Genomic DNA, 20,022 nt, shown 5'->3' on the forward strand with positions numbered 1-20,022 from the left:
GGACTACTGACTATGGACTATTGACAATAACTAAAATGGAAGTTTACTGCACTCGTCCCCGCTGTCCGCGTCCACAAAACTTTTTTGCGGATTTAGATGATAACACAACGCTAAAAACAGCCCAGCAAAAGTATTGCACTACCTGTGGAATGCCACTCATGCTAGATGGTCGATATGTACCAATCAAGCTACTAGGTAGGGGAGGGTTTGGAGCCGCATTTTTAGCACGCGATCGCCGGATTCCAGGAATGCGTCAATGCGTAGTTAAGCAGTTTCAACCTACCGGGAACTTAACTTCTACTCAACTGCAAATAGCCCAACAGCTATTTGAAAGAGAAGCAGAAGTTCTGGCAGAAATAGGCAACGAACACGAGCAAATTCCTGACTTGTTCGCTTTTTTTCCCATCACAGTTCCCAGCTTGCAACCAGGACAACAAGACCAGTTTTTTTACTTAGTACAGGAATATATTAATGGGCAAAATCTGGAGGAAGAATTAGTCAAAAAAAGTAGATTTTCGGAAGCAGAAATTGTCGAGGTACTGCAAGAAATTCTCAAGGTACTCCAGTTTGTTCACGATCGCGGCATTATCCACAGAGATATTAAACCTTCTAATATCATGCGTCGTCGTGATGGCAAACTCTTTCTGCTTGATTTTGGTGCAGTCAAGCAAGTTACCAATAACCCGGCGACTTCTTCTACGGGAATTTACTCTCTGGGATTTGCACCCCCTGAACAAATGGCTGGAAATCAAGTCTTCCCATCTACAGATTTATATGCGCTGGCTGTAACTGTTTTAACTTTGTTAACTGGTCAGGAAGCAACTCAGTTGTTTGATGCCTACAGTAACCAGTGGAAATGGCGAACACAAGTTAATGTTAATCCTCGCCTAGCTGATATTTTAGATAAAATGCTTCTCCCAGCTGCTAGTCAACGCTTTCAGTCAGCCCAAGAGGTTTTAAATGCACTAGCAGAAGTTTATCAACTACAGTTAATACCGCCTACACACATTACATCCACATCCCTTCCCGCTGTACAAGGTTCTATTCGGGTGGCTTCACAATTACCAACAGCTATACCAGCTTTTTCTACATGGGAATTTTTAGCAGGAGCCGCCTTTAGCGGATTTGAAGGCGCATTAATCGGGATCGCTTGTTTCAGTCTGATACATAACCCCATTATTACTCTAGGTATTTCATTTGTGATTTTGGGAGTACTAATTTTTGCTCAAGCAAGAAGGTGGATTGAAAAGTTAGATTTATTAATTATTTCAGCTATTACTTTTGCTATTATTTTTTTTATGCCCCTATTACGTGCTGAACTGGGCATTCAACAAATATTGATGTTAGCCGTTGCCGCAGCTTTAGTAAGTATTGCACTAACCGCATTATTTCGTCTGATCTATAAATTACTTTCTCTAATTCTTTAAACAGTTAACATCAAATTTTAACCTATTTTTAACCTAAGCCCAAGCCCAAAATGGGACATTGCGCTTAGATAGAAAAATCACAATAAAAATATGTCGCCAAAAAACGGAACTAATGAAACTGGAGTTTTGGCTTTAACTTTGGTGATTACACTAGGGTTGGTAGGTGGTGTATTTTGGTGGTTGGCTAATAATTCTGGACTGAGCAATAATATCATTCCTAATCAATCCCGCCCGAAGCAAGATACATTGACCCAAAAGATAAATGTTCCCTCAGGATTGTTTAGTTATGGGGGTAGTACCACTTGGGCTCCCATCCGCAAAGAAGTAGAGCCAGAAATTCAAAAGCTTTGGCCTAATTTTCAATTACGTTACACCGATCCCACCACTGGTGCGCCGGGATCTACTCCAGGGATTAAAATGCTTTTGGATAACCAACTGGCTTTTTCCCAGTCATCTCGCTCCCTGAAAGATGATGAATATCAAAAGGCACAACAACGTGGCTTTCAACTCAAAGAAATTCCTGTGGCCATTGACGGGATTGCGATCGCAGTTCATCCCAGTCTGCAAATTCCCGGTTTAACCTTGGCGCAGCTTAAAGATATATATACAGGTAAACTCACTAACTGGCAACAGGTGAATGGCCCTAATTTACCTATTACACCTTACTCTCGGCGTTTAGAGGAGGGAGGTACCATCGAATTTTTCGATCAAAATATCATGGGAGGAGAAAAATTTGCTGCCAATGTCAAATTTATCCCCACTACAACTCAAGCTTTAAGAGAAGTGGCAAATAATCCAGGGGGAATTTACTATGGCTCTGCCCCGGAAGTCGTGGGACAATGTAGTGTTAAGCCCTTACCCTTGGGACGAAAATCAGATCAATTTATTCCACCCTATAAAGAGCCTTTCGTTCCCCTGCAAAACTGCCCACAACAGCGTAACAAAATCAATGTAGTCTCCTTCCAAACAGGTGAATACCCAATTACTAGGCGGTTATTTGTAATTATTAAACAAAATGGACAAAGCGATCAGCAAGCAGGAGAAGCTTACGCTAACTGGCTGCTGACTGCTCAAGGTCAACAATTAATTGCTAAAGCAGGATTTGTCAGAATCCGTTAATCAAATACCTTTGACTGCTAGGGATTTACCAGAAATTCTGTCTTGAAAATGGCCACTAAGCACTAGGGCGTGTTTTCAAACCCCAAAAGCCTTCAGGCTGAAGCCTGAGGCTACAGAAACAAAGCCTGACGACCCAGGCTCAAAATCTTGGTGTTTCGTAGTCCGCCGACGCGGACTTTGTTTATATAGCCGCACCCTCGGTGGGTGATGGCGACGAAAGAAAACACGTTCTAGTAGTTTATGTCATTAATTCTCCTGGAAGAATTATGAAGCTGCAATCAAAGTAGTTCTCAAAAAAAACAAATAACCCCCAGGCTGCAAAAAAAACCTAGCGGCAAAAATTTTTGTCCCAGACATGAAGGGTGGTCAACATGATTGGATCATCAGTGGAATCAGTCTCCACCACCACCCAAGCCTTGCAAAATTGGCTGTTAGTCCTGGTTGTATTGATGAATACTTCTGCCCCAGAGGTGGTTCCTCAATGCTCAATTACGCCCTTGCTGTTGGGGCAAATACAAGGGTAGTACGTTGCTCTTTACCGAAAACCATTGCTCTCCCATTTGAATGTTCTGGTAAACGAAACATATTGAACATTGAGGCTTCCCTATCAGGAAAATACCCGATGACACACAATCTGTTTGTGGTGGTCAAACAGACTGGTCAAACCGAGCAGCAAACAATTTTTGCTGATGCCAACTTACTTATAACTCAGCAGGAGCAGGAACTGATTTCCCAAGCTGGGTTCGTCAAAATTCGCTGACACCTGCTATTGATAGCAGATCTGAACTTGAGGTTAGCTAGCTCTATTAATCGATTCTGCTGGTAAGCAAATGAGATTGTCCCCTTGGGTCAAGATTAAGCCACGTTGACGTAATTTGCCCATTAAGCGGGTAACGGTAACACGAGTCGAACCGATCGCACTACCAATTTGGGCATGGGTCAGGGGGAAGGGCAGACAATACCCGCGAATTACATCGGGATCGGTGTCGCTCATTGCTGGCTCGCCATATTCCTCAATCAACAAAGTGAGAAATCCTAGGAGACGGTCAATTGTGCGCCGTTGTCCCAAAGCACTCAGCCACAACAATTTACGTTGGTGCTGATATCTGAAAGCGTCCATTACTTCGCGACGGAAGTGAGGCCAGTTATCTAAATCGTGCCAGTACATCCACAGCACCGCAGTTTGATCAACGTGGGCGTAAGCCTGGAGTGTGAATGGTGACTGAGCGACAATTTCAAACGGCTGTCCCGCGCCAACAAATCCCAAGAAAGCTTCTTCTGGAGTTCTGTTGATGCGTCGAGAAGTTAACTGACTGGCAGTAGCGCTGACTTGGGCGGTTCCTACCATGCGGATCGCACCCCTTTGCACCAAATATAGCAATCCAGGGCGAGCTGGAATGCGCTCATCTTTGCTGAAGGTGCGGCAGCGATAGTGTTCTTGAGCCCAATCAAGAATGCGTTGCCAAGTCAAAAAAGGACGTGAAGCCTCGGAAAAAGAGGATGGAGATTGCATAGGTAACAAAGAGCGTTCGGCTGAAGACAAAGACGACATAAAAAGGTGCAAGGAGTGTCTTTGTGTTGGCGAGTTCGGCTTAACGCCTAACAGCGCCAGCCATCCAAAGAATAGAAAGGAATTTACTCCCTACTCTTTTGTTATACTTCTTACTGTACAATGATGGTAGTAAAGTTTACCCACTATTCATTGAATATTCATCAAATTTTATTCTACTCTCATTTTTCTTTATCTAGAAGAAACTTACAACTTTCGATAGATGACAGAGAATCAACAAATTGGGGATGAGGCTGTCTTCATCAACAACTACGTGCGTTTTCAGCTACTAGTTAGTAAATACACAGCATTTAAGCAGTTAATATACAGCCAGCTAGAAAAACCCCTAAGTGTTTATACACCTGGATTAGAAAGTATATGCATGAAAGATGCAAAATTTCCTCTATATAAAGGTAGAGATGAGAAAAAAATTTTATATATTTCTGGGATAGCCCTACGGTTAGAAAAATCTCAGAATCAAACAGCGATGGAGATTGCAGAGGCGATCGCCAAAGACCTATTGGCGAACTGTGGCGACGTTTTTCAGGTGCAAATTGTTCCGCCTGGTTGGATTTATTTAGAATTGTTTCACTCAATCTTAGGAGCTTGGTTACAAAATATTGCGGTGGGGAGTTTAGGGCGACAAGGAAAGGCGATCGCCACAGAGAAACCTACCATGACAAATCAAAAACGCTTATTTACTGTGCAATACGCTCATGCACGCTGCTGCTCGCTATTGCAGCAGGCTCACCGAGAGGAATTAATTCAGCTGCGAGAAGTGCTTCCAGTCCAAAAAATTAACTGGGAACGACAAAATCAACCACTAAGCACTTCAGTGGCGGCTTGTTGGAGTATTTTTTTTCCCAACCCCATACCTTGGCTGAACAGTGATGATAAACTGCGCTGCTATCATCCAGCCGAAGGTCGTCTTCTGGGCGAGTTAGTACAAGTAGTAGATGATTTGAACTGCGATGCTGTTAATAGTTCAGTTAACTGGGAAAAAGCAGCTCTGAATTTAAGTCAAGCTTTTGAAAATTTCTGGAGCCAGTGCCGCATTTGGGGTAAAGTAAAAATGGCTTCGCGAGAATTAGCCCAAGCCAGACTGGGATTAGTGATGGTTACTCAGTCTGTGGTCAGGTTGTTACTAGAAGAAAAACTCGGACTTGTCGCGCCTTTGGAGTTGTGAGGGGGATGTGGTTCGACTTCGCTCACCAACCGGGGGATGAAGGTGACAAGGGGGACAAGGGAGATAAATTCCCAATGCTCAATGCCCAATCCCCAATTCCCAATGCCCCATGCCCAAAAATTTTGTCAGTAAAGCCGCTGAGAGAGTAAATATAAATTTATATAACAACTATTGACTCAATTGATCCCATCGTATATATTATCAGGTGTGTGAGGAGCGAACCAGCAGGGGCACCGAGACGAAACACGGCCAGTCGTCGGTGTCCTTTCTGATTTTTTTAGGGGCAACCTTTAGCGAGGATCAGCCCTCAGATAGTAAAAATTGTTCAATAGCAACTGCGGCTCCATCTGCTTCGACAGTAGGAGCTACCCAGTGGGCGATCGCCTGTACATCTGCTGGCGCATTACCCATAGCTACGCCAATGCCTGCGTATTCTAGCATTTCCAAATCATTAAAGTTATCACCAATAGTCATCACGTTACTACTTTGTAAGCCTAATAATTCTTCGGCGAGGTAACGGACAGCAGTTCCTTTGTTGACAGCGGGGTGAGTCGCCTCAAAGAAGGTAGCAACAGACGTTGTGAGATAAAGTTCCGCAGGTGTGTATTGAAGACGTAAATTGCCTAATATTTTGTCAATCACATCGCTGTCATCAGACAAAGCCAGAACTTTTGTCGGTTCATGATTTAAGGCTTGGCGCAAATCACCTACGGGAATAGCCTTAATTCCAGAACGTTTGGCGTAGAGTTTGGTTTCTGGTGTTAACTCCCTTACATAAAGCTCGTCGTTGATATAGAAGTGAACAGAGAGAAGCGATCGCAATTGCGGCTGTTCAAAATAGTCTAGTAGCTGGGATGCAATTTCTCGCGGTACAGTCAAATGGCGATGAATTTTCTCGGTAGCTGGGTCTTGAATCCAAGCGCCTTGATATGCTGCTAATGGTAAAACAGAGCCAATTTCTTGATGAAAGCGTAAAGCGGATCGGTACATGCGTCCAGTGGCGATCGCTACCTGAATTCCTCTTGCTTGTGCGGCGGCGATCGCTTTTTTTACAGGTTTACTGATTCTGTTAGATTTACCAGAAATTGTGCCATCGATATCTAAAACCAGTAATTTAATTTCTGCTGAAGCTTGAGCCTGATCGTCAATAGATGCTAAATGATTGGTAGCTGCTTGATCCATAAATTCCCCAAGTTTTTGACTCCCAGTAAGAGGGTAACAGGCTCTAGGTAGTAATGGGGAGTCATCATGGTAGTTACTGCGCCCTGAAAAATCCAGTATTTACTAGTATCAACACATCGTTGTATCAGCCTCAAGCATTCATACTATGCTTGATAGGCCAATAATTTCGAGACTCAAGCTTCTGGCTACAATAAGGCTATGTCGCAAATTTCCTCTTCTACAACCACAACACGCCCTACATTCATCCTCGTAGATGGACACTCGCTGGCTTTTCGTTCCTATTTTGCTTTTATTAAGGGACGAGATGGGGGATTACGGACAAAAACGGGGATTCCTACTAGTGTGTGTTTTGGCTTTATCAAGTGTTTACTGGAAGTTATGGCTACACAACAGCCGCAAGCAATGGCTATAGCCTTTGATTTGGGCTTGCCAACTTTCCGTCATGAAGCTGATGATACTTATAAAGCCGATCGCCCTGGGACACCAGAAGATTTTGTCCCAGATTTAAAAAATTTACATGAACTGCTTGCAGGCTTCAACTTGCCGATTTTCACGGCTCCTGGTTATGAAGCAGATGATGTTTTAGGAACTTTAGCACAACTCGCCACTGCCGCAGGGTATAAAGTGAAAATTCTCACAGGCGATCGCGATTTGTTTCAACTCATCGACCTGGATAAGCAAATCACTGTGCTTAATTTTACTCCAGATGCCTGGAAGCGATCGACAAATGGCATCACAGAATTCGGACCAGAACAAGTTCAAGAAAAGCTAGGTGTCTTACCTACACAAATTGTTGATTTTAAAGCTCTTTGTGGTGATAAATCAGATAATATTCCTGGTGTCAAGGGTATTGGGGAAAAAACAGCCGTACAGCTACTTACTAGCTACGGTTCTTTAGAGAATATTTATACCAAAATAGCTGAAATTAAAGGCGCAACTCAGAAAAAACTCTTAACAGGCGAAGAAGATGCCAAAAAGTCGCAATATTTGGCGAAAATAGTTATAGATGTGCCTTTAGAAGTAGATTTAGAAGATTGTAAATTAAAGGGATTTGATCAAAATCTGCTAGTACCAATTTTAGAAAAATTAGAATTTAATCGTTTCATAGCCCAAATCAACGAACTTCAGCAAAAATTTGGCGGACAAATTGCAGAAGTTTCTGCACCCACCACAGCAGCACAACCTAGCATCGATGATAACGATCCTAATTTGTGGTTCTTTAGTGCAGCTGATACAGCAGCAGCTAAACAAAAGCCAGCTTCAGCAATTCAACCACAAATTATTGATACGGAAGCGAAACTCACTGAGTTAGTCAAGCTGTTAAAAAAATTTACTAATCCAGAAACACCCGTTGCTTGGGATACAGAAACCACAGATTTAGAACCACGAGACGCTGCTTTAGTGGGAATTGGTTGCTGCTGGGGTACAAAACTAGATGAAATGGCTTATATTCCCCTTGGTCATAAAAGTGGGGGAAATCTAGAACTAGATTTGCTGCTAACAGCATTACGTCCAATTTTAGAAAGTGCTGATTATCCTAAATCTTTGCAAAATGCCAAATTTGACCGTTTAGTTCTTAGGTGTCAAGGCATAAAATTGGCAGGAGTGGTATTTGATACCATGCTAGCTAGTTACCTCTTAAATCCAGATGCTAGCCATAATTTGAGTGATTTAGCACAAAAATATTTGGGTTTAACAGCGAAAAGTTATCTAGATTTAGTTCCTAAAGGCAAAACTATTGCTGATTTAGACATTCATACTGTCGCCGATTACTGCGGTATGGATGTTTATTCTACATTTGGATTAGTAGGCAAATTGCGTGAGGAACTACAAAAATTTTCTGCTTTAAATCAGCTATTTGTCGAAGTGGAACAACCGCTAGAAGAAGTTTTAGCCCAAGTGGAATACACAGGTGTGAGGATTAATTCAGCTTACCTCAAAGAACTTTCGCAGCAATTAGAAATCGATTTAGCAAGGTTGGAAGAACAGGCGACAGAGATAGCTGGGGAAAAATTTAACTTAGGTTCTCCTAAACAATTAAGCCATATTTTGTTTGAAAAATTGGGTTTAAGTACTAAGTATTCGCGGAAAATTCAAACAGGTTACTCTACAGACGCAGCAACATTAGAGAAACTGCAAGAAATCGACCAAACTGGTTTTGTTGATGCCATCATTGAGTACCGGACTTTATCTAAATTAAAGTCTACTTATGTAGATGCATTACCAGCATTGGTGCGTCCTGATACTCAGAGAGTGCATACAGATTTCAACCAAGCAGCAACATCAACTGGTAGGTTATCTTCTTCTAATCCAAATTTACAAAATATTCCGATTCGTACAGCTTTTAGTCGTCAAATTCGCAAAGCATTTTTACCAGAACCTGGTTGGTTAATGGTAGCGGCTGATTACTCGCAAATTGAGTTAAGAATTTTGGCGCATTTAAGCCAAGAACCAGTTTTGGTGCAAGCATATCAGCAGAATGAAGATATTCATACTGTCACAGCGCGGTTGGTGTTTGAAAAAGAAGATGTGACAGCAGATGAGCGCAGATTAGCTAAAACGATTAACTTTGGCGTAATTTATGGTATGGGTTCTCTGAAATTTGCCCGTTCCACTGGAGTTGATAAAGCCAATGCTAACGAATTTATTAAAAGATTTAACGAACGCTATGCACAAGTATTTACATATTTAGAGCGAGTGAAAAAAGAAGCGATCGCTCAAGGTTATGTAGAAACAATTCTCGGTCGTCGGCGTTATTTTGAGTTTACCAGCAATAGTTTACGTCAATTAAAAGGCAGCAATCCAGACGAGATTGATTTGAGCAAATTAAAAAATTTAGGCCCTTACGATGCGGGATTACTGCGTTCTGCTGCGAATGCGCCAATTCAAGGTTCTAGTGCGGATATTATCAAAATTGCAATGGTGAGATTGCATGAGGTTTTAAGTAAATATCAGGCGCGGTTGTTATTACAAGTTCACGATGAATTGGTGTTTGAAGTTCCGCCCCAAGAATGGGAAGAATTGCAACCACAAATTAAGTCAGTCATGGAAAATGCAGTTGAGTTAACTGTCCCGTTATTAGTGGATGTCCGTGCAGGTGATAATTGGATGGAAACAAAGTGACAATCGATCATGACCGACTGTTTAAAGAACTCCTAACTACTTTCTTTATAGAATTTATAGAATTATTCTTACCAGAAATACTGGTTTATCTGGAACGAGATTCTCTAGAATTCCTAGACAAAGAAGTCTTTACCGATGTCACTGCTGGGGTACGTTACGAAGCTGATTTAATTGTCAAAGTAAAATTTCGCGAACAAGAGTCTTATTTTCTCATTCATGTAGAAAATCAAGCTTATAAGCAACCAGATTTTGACAAGCGAATGTTTCGTTATTTTTCTCGGCTGTATGAAAAATTTGATTTACCTGTATATCCGGTAGTTATCTTTTCTTACGATTATCCAAAAACTCCAGAACCAAATTTACATCAAGTAGTCTTTCCTAATAAAGTAGTTTTACAGTTTAACTATGATGTGATTCAGCTAAATCGCTTGAATTGGCGGGATTTTGTGCGTCAACAAAATCCAATAGCAACTGCATTAATGTCCAAAATGAATATTGCACCCGCAGAACGTCGCCAAGTGAAATTGGAATGCTTGCGTCTGTTAGCAACATTGCGATTAGATCCAGCCAGGATGCGGTTGATTTCGGGATTTATTGATACTTATTTACGCTTGAATGCAGAAGAACAAAAACTATTACAAGCTGACATTGCTAGCATAGAACCAAGTGAACAGGAGGTAGTTATGCAAATAGTTACAAGTTGGATGGAAGAAGGAATCGAACAGGGAATCGAACAGGGAAAAGAACAAGCAACACTAAGCCTAATACTGCGTCAACTTCCTCGCCGAGTTGGTACGCTTACCCCTGATTTAGAAGAACGTGTTCAACAGTTATCGCGATCGCAGTTAGAAGATTTGGCTGTAGCTTTATTGGATTTTGCTGCGGTGGCTGATTTAGAAGCTTGGTTACAGCAAATGAATAATAACCCTGAGTTATAAAAGAAGCCAGCTAGCTAATATGCAGATTTACGGGCCAGATACAATTAATTTTGACGGTGTGAATGGCGATCGCTATTGGTTCGATGAGCCTTATCCTTATACTGGTATAAATGAAGTTGACGAACGTTTAAGCGGCTTTCCCGTAGCTGTGTTTTTACCACAAAATCGACCACCACAAGACACACCCCTAGTCATTGGTTTACAAGGGATGAGTGCGCCTTATGGTTGGAATGCTTTTCTTGTTCCAACACTGACGCAGATGGGTATTGCTGTAGCTTTATTTGATACGCCTTTGGCAGGTGAACGGAGCTTAGTGCGTACCTTCACAGCGGTAGTTCAGAATGAGATTCAGCCATTAATTAACCAAGGTATTGCCTTTGATACGGCATTGCTATTAAGTATATTCCGCAATACTGCTAGTAATATTGCTAGCATCAGAAATTTTTGTAGCGATCGCTATGGTCTGAGTGATTCCAGACTGGCTTTGTTTGGGGTGAGTATGGGAGTTTTGCTATCTGGCTACGCCTTTACAGCGCAAGGTTTGGGGGATAGGTTACTGGGCGCTATTGGTCATACTAATCTCCAGTCTTTTGCTAACAGTTGGGGTTATGGATTGTTACCAGATTTGGCAGCTTCGCCTTTAGGTGGATTAACAGCAGCAGTGTTGCAAAGAGTACAGCCTGATTTACAGCCTGTAGTTAAGCTTTTACAGTTAGCCAAAAATCTCAAATATCACGATGAATATGCATGGGACTGCAATCCCATGAATTATGTAGACCAAGTGCAGCTACCGCGTCGGGTGCGCTTTTTAGTGGGTGCTAACGATCCAATTGTCCGCATTCGCGATACCCGTGCTTGTGCCCAAAAATTTCCTGATGGTGCTTGTTATGTCGTTCCGGGGATGGGACATGGAACTAGACAGTGGGGGCCTGGATTTGTTGACCATGTACGCTATTTTCTCACTACTCAATTGGGTGATTGGCGTAATTGAGAATTTTCTGTTGGGCTGGGATGTATTTAGCCCAACATAGTATTTTAAATTACTGAGCGCGACAAAATTTGCGATCGCCATCATTTTCAGGGAATTGCCAAGAATAAGCAAAATGGCTCACTCCTTTGATTTGGGGGGCAAATTGGCGGAGTGCTTGCATTTGGGCTTCCAAGGATGGACGATTACTAATTGAGCTGCCCCATTTACCTGCTAAGGCGGGAAACACTTGTGTACCTGGTTTAGCCATACTCAAAACCCGTTGTACTTGCGCTATAATACAACTGACATCACCACAAGTAGCATAAGCCATCGGATTCCATTGCAAGGAACTAGGAAACCGATCCCAAGGTTGTAAGCGCGAATCATACCCTTGTCCCACAGTTTGGTTCCCTTCCGGGAAAAATACCACCCCAGCAGGAATATTTAATTGTTGGGCTGGATGACTGGCTAAGGCGACAAAATCTAAGATACCTTGCATAGCGTGGGCGACAGCAAGTTGCCACAAATCCCATTGTAACAGCGGTTGTTTTTGTGCGGGATTGATCAGGGATTTTTGCGCTGTCGATACAGTTCGACCTTGCCACAAAGCTTCTGCTTCTTGGGGATAAAGTTGATCGACTTCTGCGACATCAGCAGCGGTGATATATCCTTTACTCAAAAAGCGGCGAATTAAATCTAACCCTTTATTATTTTGTGCCCGTCGAAATAAAGCTTGTTGAGTTGCGGAACTAAATAACCATAAATCTGTAACTTTGGTGGCGATAGAATCACTTCCTGATTGTCTGGGATAGCGCACATAGTCAAATAAAATTCCATCTGGGCGACGGCGCAGTACCTCCTGCACCATTATGTAGTAGTCGCGTTTTGCCTGTACGTTGTAGGGGTCGATAAATACATGGGTGCCTACATCTACAACATATAAGCTAGTTTGACCTTTGCCATTACGGGCGATCGCCTCATCTCGATCTCGACGCAACGCATAGCTATAGCCAAAATTAATCGTATACATCCAAGCGTAAACTTTTAAACCCCGTTGTCGCCCTTTTTGAATAGCAGCCGCCAGTAAATCTACCTTTTCTGCACCTGGGTTATTAATCACAGAAGGCCAAATTGTCGGGTTAGTTGCTGCTGGCAAAAGTACCCGCCCATCATAAAAAACTTCCAAGTTTACTTGGTTGTAGCCAAGGTTGACCATCCGATCCATTATTTGATCGAGTAAACCAGGTTGAGCGTCACAAGGATACAAACGCAGCCAAATGGCTTGGTTTTGCGGCCAGGTGCGATTACGACAAGCCTGCATTTCCTGTGCATGTTGTTTTAATATCTGCTGGTAGCGTGTTTTGGCTTCTGGATTTCCTCGAAGTGCTGTAAGACGTAAAGTCTCTTTCTCTTTGACTACTTTTGGCGATAACTGGCAATATTCTTGGACTTGCGCCTGGACTGGTTGAATCCCAAAATTGGGAATCAATAAACTACTACTGAAAACGGCAGCTAATAGGCGACGGGCAAATAACTTTGATTTCGTAACGTTCAAGGGAAGGTTAAACATACTTCAAGGTAGCAGGAAAAGTAGACTTCTCGTAAAAGTTCGGCAAGGGGTAGATCAATCATCTTTCTTTTATTGCTCTTTGCCAATTTTTTGCCAAAAGCAGTTTTACGAGTAGTCTGACCATCAACCTCCAATTACATAGACTGGGATTGATGTAAGTCAAATTATCTATTAAGAAAATAGGGGCTTTGAAGCCTATTTTTTCTAGACTCTCAAACCCCTATTTCTGTTGCCGGATTTTGTTACTAAGTTAAGTTTTAAAAGAGACTCAGGTAATTCTCCAATTTTTGGTTATTTGCTTTGTCGTCAATGATAATATCCGACATAATAATATGTAAATCACAACTCAAAATTTAAAACCTGTTTACTTGAATCAATTAAACTTAACAAAGCTGTCAAGAGTCCCAATTTGATTGAGACTCTTGACCTTGCTTCATTGACAGTTAACCACCGCGTCTCAGCGCCGCCTCTACCTGATTGAACTCCTGTTCTAGGCGATTTTTGAGTTTTTCGGGTACAGGACGATTGGGGTAAGAACTGTAGTGTCCTGCTAGGGAATTTAAGGCTGTTCGCATGGTAGTAAAGGAGCTAAGACCAGAAACAGAGTTAGCTCGCTGGTAGCGTGCTGAAAAGTCATTTATTTTTTGACGCGCTTCTGCTTGAACTGCTGCTTTATTTGGTGAATCATCTGATAACTCTAAGACGTTTCTCAAAGTTTGGACGACCGCTAAGGTGTCTTGACGATAATCCCCTGTCAAACTATCAGGACTAGAACAGCCCATTAAGCTGATGGATACAACTAAAACCAGGGCAAGCAGACGCGACCAATAGCGCTTCATAAGCATGTACTGAAATAACGCATAAATCAACGTCCATAGTATCTTGGATTGGTATCCGGGGGATCATGAGGAAGGATGAAGGATGAATTCAAAGTTTTTGATAGAGAGTGTCTCTTTGTTGGTAAGGTCTTCCTAAAGAAGCGATCGCCTTTTGTAAAGTTTCTGGTTCCATCGATGTACCGCCTAACGCACCTGCCATTGTGGTAATGTGTTCTTCCATCAATGTGCCGCCAATATCGTTGCAACCCCAAACTAAAGCTTCTGTAGCCCCATCTAACCCCAGCTTGACCCAACTTGGCTGATGATTGGGAATCCAATTTCCCAAATAAATCCGCGCTACAGCCATCAGTAGTAAGCTATCACTTAAAATCGGTTGATCGCGTCCCACGCGCCGACGTAAGGGTTTGGGTGCTTCCTGCCCGACAAAAGGTAATAAAATAAACTCAGTAATTTTTGCTGGATAACCGTTGTTGATCGCAGTCATTTGCAGCGATCGCAATTTCTCTAAATGTCCGATTTGCTGTTCTGGACTTTCGATATGTCCTGAAAGCATGGTGCTGGTAGTGTGTAGTCCCAATCGATGGGCTGTACTGACAATTTCTAACCAAGTTGCTGTATCAATTTTCTCTGGACACAATACGCGCCTAACTTCATCATCCAACACCTCGGCGGCTGTTCCTGGCATTGAGCCTACACCAGCATCGCGCAAAGCCGCAATCACATCAGCGTAATCAAGCCCATCCAGTCTGGCGATAAATTGCACTTCCTGAGGTGAGAAAGCGTGCAAATGTAGCTGAGGAAATTCCTGCTTAATAGTTTCCACCAGCTTGAGATAATAAGGCAGCGATTTACCATTTATCTGGGCTTGTGGGTTCAATCCCCCTTGCATACAGATTTCCGTTGCACCCCGCTGCACCCCATCTGTAGTTTTCTCGATAATTTGTGTCCAATCTAACCAGTAAGCACCATCATCGCCATCATCGCGACGGAAAGCACAAAAACTACAGTGCTGCTCACAGATGTTAGTAAAATTAATATTGCGATTGATTACGTAGGTAACCAAATCACCGGCTTGAAGATGGCGGAGTTTATCAGCTGTGGTTTGAATGAGTGCGATCGCTTCTGGATTTGTTTGTTTTAACAATACCACTCCCTCTGCTGGGGATATATCGTATCCCAGCAAGGCACGGTCAAGAATATCATCAACAGTTTTATACTTCACAGGGCGTTAGTGAAAACCAAGTTACTCCTTCCATTTTGTCAGGAATCCTGAATAGTGATAATATGAACAAACTCTAGCAGTACTATTACTTCAGATTCCCGAATTCTTTAAAGTCGGGGATATTGTTGTTAACGAATTATTTAGCATTGCTATATATGTATTTTTTACAAAAATTAATTTTTTATATATCTATCTTGAGATAGTTTTCCTCTCAGCTAGTGAGCAGGTAATATCTCTTAATTTATTTACTGGGATATGCAATAATTTATTGAAATAACGGGCGTTCTGCAAGCACCATTAAAAATGGCAAATATACATCATAAACGTCGAAAGAATTTCCCCAAATAGCTAAAAATTACAACTAATTTGCCACTAAGTAACGCTCTGACAAAATTGGTGATTGTAAACAAGAAAAATAAGATATTTTTGTTTTATACATCAGAAGAGTTACAGAAACATCTAAAAAACATACTGTTCAAGCTCTCTTTAGGTGTAAAACTCCAATGCCTAAATTCTGGTTGAAAATTAGCTAGCCAAAACAGTAGTCATGAGATGTGTGACGAAATCAACTGATATAATTGATGACGAACTGGATTTTGCTCTAATGATTCACCACCAACCCAAGTCATTATTATCAGTACCAACTGGTAAATTACAAATTCCGGCATTGCCTCCTCAGATTACAGCTACAACTAGGGAAGTGATTCTACTTTCCCTAGTAATTCCAACTTACAAAGAACGCGACAATATTAACAATGTTGTCAAAATCTTGAGTCTGTTGTTAGATGAGTCTATTCCTGGACAGTATGAACTGATTGTGGTAGATGATGATAGTCCCGATCGCACTTGGGAAGTAGCACAATCCCTGACAGAGAGATACCCGCAATTGCAGGTAATGCGGCGACAACAGGAACGAGGGCTATCCTCAGCGGTGATTCGGGGATGGCAAGTAGCCAGAGGGCGTATCCTAGGAGTCATTGACGGAGACTTACAGCATCCGCCAGAAGTATTGACGCAATTGTTAGCCCAAATCCAACAGGGTGCAGATTTAGCAGTAGCTAGCCGTAACGTTGAAGGCGGTGGTGTCAGTAGTTGGAGTATTGTCAGGCGTTTCCTGTCCCGTGGGGCGCAAGTTTTGGGATTGGTTATCCTACCAGGCGTACTGGGGAGAGTTTCTGACCCCATGAGCGGTTATTTTATGGTACGGCGAAATGCGATCGCCGGGGCAATACTTAATCCAGTAGGATACAAAATTCTCCTAGAAGTAATTGGGCGGGGAGAGGTAGATGAAATTGCTGAAGTCGGCTATGTGTTCTGCGAACGCAAAGAAGGCGAAAGCAAGGTGACATGGAAACAATATGTAGATTATCTCCACCACCTCCTAAGGTTGCGGCTGACTACAGGCGGTTGGCGACGAGTTAGCCAAGCCACAGGACAATTAGAACAATTGAGTCAAAACATTGGTTTCCCGATTGGGAGATTCCTCCGTTTTGGATTGGTAGGACTAAGTGGGGTATTTGTAGATATGGCAGTGCTTTATTTACTCAGCGACCCCACAACCCTAGCTTTGCCTTTGACGCGTAGTAAAATTATTGCCGGTGAAATTGCTATTTTCAATAATTTCTTATGGAATGACGCTTGGACTTTTGCTGATGTCACCATGAAACAGCAGGAATGGCATCACCGCTGGAAGCGCTTTTGGAAATTCAATTTAATTTGTCTGGCTGGATTGATATTAAATGTACTGATTTTGAACCTAGTATTTAATTTTATCATTCCCAACCGCTACATAGCTAACCTGATTGCGATCGCAGTTGCTACCATCTGGAATTTCTGGGTGAACTTAAAACTTAGCTGGCGAGTAACTGATGTGAAATAGCTAGGGTAATTCGTAATTCGTAATTCGTAATTCGTAATTACTTTTTGGCAATAGTTTCAGTCATCATCACAATAAAATTCCAACTTTCTCCTACTTTATATAACTTTCCGGTATACCCACAGGAGACAAACCAGCGATCGCCCTTAAGTTTTGGCAACGAATCAACTCGCTAAAATTTAACCCAGTCCGTCCCTCAATTTTGGCTATAGCTTCAATTGCAGATAACAAATGTTGTGCGGCTTCAGCTTCGGAGTAACCTCGCCGCCCTGCAATGCGAATTGCCGCTGCATCAGCATTTAATTCTAGCTCTTTTGATTGATTATTACGCCAGAGGCGAAAGCAGGCGATCGCACTTAATCCTAAAGCGATCGCTACACCGACTACATCTGACTGGGTTGATTCGACTAATCCACCCAACAGTCCTACTAATACTATGCCTTGATAAATATCTGGTTTGAACCACTTCACCCCTGTTAACCAGCTAACCCTTTGTAACAGTAATAAATCTCTTTGTGATTTCGACAGACGAAACCATAAATCAAAATTAATATATATCGGTCTCTCTTGGTTCCAAGGAAGCGGGAAAGAAGCGTCAATCACCTTTGGCTGTTCTGGCTTGCTGACGATTTTTGTGATCATACGTCCAGAAGCAGGCATAACATCTAGTAAACGGCGAATTTCAACGTTAGGCTCCATAAAATCAATGCATAGTCACTTAAGTTCTAGTTATCTGATTATCACTGGAAATAGGCAGATGAGGGAGATGAGGGAAGGGAGACAAGGGAAGGGAGACAAATGACTATTGACCAATGACCAATGACAAATGACAAAAAAATCACTTTTTATGCTAACCTTTGTTTTGTCATAACTTCTCAGATACATGGACGCTTTTGCTCCCACTCCGCCTGAATGGACAAATAAAGCAATTCATGCTTATCAGTTTTGCTGTCCTAACTGCAACGCCAGTAGCCGAGAAGCTATAGAAGTTTGGCTCAATAGGCGATCGCCTGTGATCACAGAAGACCGTCGCCGCAAATGGCAAGAATTCTACAATTGTCACTGTAGTTTTGCATGGTGGGCTTGGAGTAGCGATCGCCCACCAACAGATTTATCTAATCAACAAGATATTAAACCCTTGTAACTATTTTTACCCAAACAAAAACCCACCTCTAGGCGGGTTAAATTTTGATAATTATACCAATTAAAAAAATGCGACTGTAGGGGCGGGGTTTCCCCGCCCTTGACCCCGAACTTAACAACCCATTACCGCCGTTAGAAACTGAAGGTAGTACGGAGAGTACCTACGTAAATATTGTTGTTATTGTCGTTGTTCTCAGGATTGAATATCACTATCAAACCAGGGGTGACTTGAATATTATCAGAAACCCTCACCTTATATAGACCCTCTAGATGATAGGATGTGCCGGATTCTTCGGTAATACCACCACTACCACCGGTGACTTTGGGTGGTTGTCCAAACAGAAGACCTAAAACATTACCTTTGGCTCCCAAGTCTCTAACACCGAGTGAAGCAGCCCAATACCAAATATCAGCACTTCTACTAGGGCCAGTGACAGCATCAGCTGTAGTGTAGCCCACCCAACCACTCAGAGCTAACTTAGAACTGGGTTGGAAGGTAGCTTGAATACCATAATTGTCGGATTCAGTCCGAGTGTTAGCGCCAAAGGGGTTATTAGCAAATGCGCTACCTGTATTTTGGAAGAGGCTGGGACTGGGTTGATAAGTGCGGGCGTAGCTAAAACCGACGTTGAAGGCTTTGCTAGGTTGGAAAGTTAGCTGTCCAAATATGGTACTTTCACCTTCCAACACCCCGTTATTAGCATTAGGATTGCTAGCATTCCGGGCTAGGTAAGCTGCACTAAAACTGATAGGACTTTTCTGAGGATTGAAGGTGACAGTCAGACCAGCACCACCAGCACCTTGGCGATAAATGGGGCTGAAACGTCCGTAGCGGGATATTGCACCCTTACCAGAACTAGCAAAGTCTGGGTTGAAGTTATTGACGTTTTCAAATAACTCAGCATTATTAGCATCAACCTTGACACGGATGGCATCACTGAGGTTGAAAGCATAATTGATTTTATCGATTTCAACGCTGTTATTGCTGCCGCCATCATAGGCCAAGCGGGTCATGTTTGTACCAGTGACACCAGCATTTGAAATAATATTTGCTGCCTGCAACCGGATTTGCAACTGGTCTTTACCAGTAAAGCTGCTGTACAAATTTAAACGAACGCGATCAGAGAAGGTGGTGTTAGAATCCAAGTCTGTAGCTGGAGAACCAGGAGGGACTACTTTGTTGTCACCAAAAGCCTGAGAAGCGTTAAAAATCGCTTCTCCAACTAGCTTGGTAGTAGTGGAGAATTGATTCGCTTCTAATTCAGCAGTACGTGCTTCTAAGGAATCAACACGACCGCGCAGGGTAGCTAATTCAGCCGAAAATTCTTCTTGTAAACGCTGTAGAGTAGCTAGGTCTTGCTTAGTTACTAAATCAGCAGTAGCTGTAGCAATCAGTTCGTTAACTCTATCTAAACAAGCATTCAACCCAGCAGCAAACTCATAACGAGTTAAAGCACGGTTACCGCGATAAGTACCGTTGGGATAACCTGCAATACAGCCATAGCGCTCAACCAGTGATTGTAAAGCTTGAAATGCCCAATCTGTAGGCTGTACATCCGAAAATTGGGAAACGGATGTCACTTGTTCCATGCTGCTAGAGTCTTGCGCCAACTGGCTAACACCAGTTACCTGTTCATTGGCTTCAGCAGCCAAGGTGCTGTTAGCTGCCAAAAATGTAGCAGCAACAACCAATGGGCCAATCTTTACCAGCTCCCAAAATGCTTTTTTCATTAGTTTTACTCTCACACACACCTAAACTCATTAACTCCTAAGTAAATTTTACCTAAAAGATTTTCTTTTATTAGGGAATTTACTTACATTAAGCTTCTCATGATTTTACCAAAGTTACTTGGTACTTTTCACAAGTAAAGCAACATT

15 protein-coding genes and 1 pseudogene are annotated in these 20,022 nt (G+C 42.3%); 9 read left to right on the forward strand and 7 right to left on the reverse strand.

Annotated features, from left to right (window positions below; all coding sequences use genetic code 11):
• Positions 1 to 35: 35 nt before the first annotated feature.
• The 3 genes and pseudogenes from AACU32_RS27840 to AACU32_RS27850 form a co-directional block, all read left to right on the forward strand.
• Complete coding sequence (locus tag AACU32_RS27840; RefSeq protein WP_096604392.1) at positions 36 to 1,427, forward strand: serine/threonine-protein kinase; 1,392 nt, start codon at positions 36 to 38, stop codon at positions 1,425 to 1,427.
• A gap of 90 nt (positions 1,428 to 1,517) precedes the next feature.
• The gene (locus AACU32_RS27845; protein WP_096604394.1) at positions 1,518 to 2,546 is read left to right on the forward strand and encodes a PstS family phosphate ABC transporter substrate-binding protein; all 1,029 of its coding nucleotides are present in this window, start codon (positions 1,518 to 1,520) and stop codon (positions 2,544 to 2,546) included.
• A 337-nt stretch (positions 2,547 to 2,883) separates the two neighbouring features.
• Positions 2,884 to 3,306, forward strand: a pseudogene (locus tag AACU32_RS27850) (phosphate ABC transporter substrate-binding protein); the annotation flags it as partial.
• Positions 3,307 to 3,339: 33 nt separating this feature from the next.
• Here the strand turns inward: AACU32_RS27850 and AACU32_RS27855 are convergent.
• Complete coding sequence (locus AACU32_RS27855) at positions 3,340 to 4,098, reverse strand: Crp/Fnr family transcriptional regulator (protein ID WP_096604398.1); 759 nt, start codon at positions 4,096 to 4,098, stop codon at positions 3,340 to 3,342.
• A 220-nt stretch (positions 4,099 to 4,318) separates the two neighbouring features.
• Between AACU32_RS27855 and AACU32_RS27860 the strand changes: the two genes are divergently transcribed.
• Complete coding sequence (locus AACU32_RS27860; protein WP_339378330.1) at positions 4,319 to 5,281, forward strand: glutamate acetyltransferase; 963 nt, start codon at positions 4,319 to 4,321, stop codon at positions 5,279 to 5,281.
• A gap of 300 nt (positions 5,282 to 5,581) precedes the next feature.
• On the opposite strand, the gene AACU32_RS27865 is transcribed toward AACU32_RS27860, so the two are convergent.
• Positions 5,582 to 6,463, reverse strand: a complete 882-nt coding sequence (locus AACU32_RS27865; RefSeq protein WP_096604402.1) for a Cof-type HAD-IIB family hydrolase — start codon at positions 6,461 to 6,463, stop codon at positions 5,582 to 5,584.
• A gap of 198 nt (positions 6,464 to 6,661) precedes the next feature.
• On the opposite strand from AACU32_RS27865, the gene polA reads away from it, so the two are divergent.
• From polA to AACU32_RS27880, 3 genes are read left to right on the forward strand one after another with little or no spacing between them, the layout of a single operon-like run.
• Positions 6,662 to 9,586, forward strand: a complete 2,925-nt coding sequence (gene polA, locus AACU32_RS27870; protein ID WP_096604404.1) for a DNA polymerase I — start codon at positions 6,662 to 6,664, stop codon at positions 9,584 to 9,586.
• Positions 9,583 to 10,524, forward strand: coding sequence for a DUF4351 domain-containing protein (locus AACU32_RS27875; RefSeq protein WP_096608211.1), 942 nt, complete (start codon positions 9,583 to 9,585; stop codon positions 10,522 to 10,524). Before polA ends, AACU32_RS27875 begins: the two co-directional genes overlap by 4 nt.
• A gap of 19 nt (positions 10,525 to 10,543) precedes the next feature.
• A complete protein-coding gene (locus AACU32_RS27880; protein ID WP_096604406.1) occupies positions 10,544 to 11,515 on the forward strand; it encodes an alpha/beta hydrolase in 972 nt (323 codons plus the stop codon).
• 49 nt (positions 11,516 to 11,564) lie between these two features.
• Here the strand turns inward: AACU32_RS27880 and AACU32_RS27885 are convergent, their stop codons facing one another.
• The 3 genes from AACU32_RS27885 to cofH all read right to left on the reverse strand — a co-directional run bounded on the left by AACU32_RS27885 (position 11,565) and on the right by cofH (position 15,125).
• Positions 11,565 to 13,064 carry a family 10 glycosylhydrolase gene (locus AACU32_RS27885; protein WP_096604408.1) on the reverse strand — a complete coding sequence of 500 codons (1,500 nt, stop codon included), beginning with the start codon at positions 13,062 to 13,064 and terminating at the stop codon, positions 11,565 to 11,567.
• A 443-nt stretch (positions 13,065 to 13,507) separates the two neighbouring features.
• Positions 13,508 to 13,903: a photosystem II protein Psb27 gene (psb27, locus tag AACU32_RS27890; RefSeq protein ID WP_096604410.1), complete on the reverse strand. Its 396-nt coding sequence runs from the start codon at positions 13,901 to 13,903 to the stop codon at positions 13,508 to 13,510.
• An 88-nt stretch (positions 13,904 to 13,991) separates the two neighbouring features.
• Complete coding sequence (gene cofH / locus AACU32_RS27895) at positions 13,992 to 15,125, reverse strand: 7,8-didemethyl-8-hydroxy-5-deazariboflavin synthase subunit CofH (RefSeq protein WP_096604412.1); 1,134 nt, start codon at positions 15,123 to 15,125, stop codon at positions 13,992 to 13,994.
• 604 nt (positions 15,126 to 15,729) lie between these two features.
• Here cofH and AACU32_RS27900 point away from each other — a divergent pair.
• Positions 15,730 to 17,004, forward strand: a complete 1,275-nt coding sequence (locus AACU32_RS27900) for a glycosyltransferase (RefSeq protein ID WP_096608212.1) — start codon at positions 15,730 to 15,732, stop codon at positions 17,002 to 17,004.
• A gap of 90 nt (positions 17,005 to 17,094) precedes the next feature.
• Here the strand turns inward: AACU32_RS27900 and AACU32_RS27905 are convergent, their stop codons facing one another.
• Entirely contained in the window at positions 17,095 to 17,700 is a 606-nt protein-coding gene (locus AACU32_RS27905) for a DUF3318 domain-containing protein (RefSeq protein WP_096604414.1), read from the reverse strand.
• A 184-nt stretch (positions 17,701 to 17,884) separates the two neighbouring features.
• On the opposite strand from AACU32_RS27905, the gene AACU32_RS27910 reads away from it, so the two are divergent.
• Entirely contained in the window at positions 17,885 to 18,145 is a 261-nt protein-coding gene (locus AACU32_RS27910) for a hypothetical protein (protein WP_096604416.1), read from the forward strand.
• Positions 18,146 to 18,276: 131 nt separating this feature from the next.
• Here AACU32_RS27910 and AACU32_RS27915 read toward each other — a convergent pair whose 3' ends face one another.
• Positions 18,277 to 19,875, reverse strand: coding sequence for an iron uptake porin (locus AACU32_RS27915; RefSeq protein WP_096604419.1), 1,599 nt, complete (start codon positions 19,873 to 19,875; stop codon positions 18,277 to 18,279).
• Between the last annotated feature and the right edge of the window lie 147 nt (positions 19,876 to 20,022).

The sequence above is a fragment of the Calothrix sp. NIES-2100 genome, from assembly GCF_963875285.1.
GTDB lineage: Bacteria > Cyanobacteriota > Cyanobacteriia > Cyanobacteriales > Nostocaceae > Aulosira.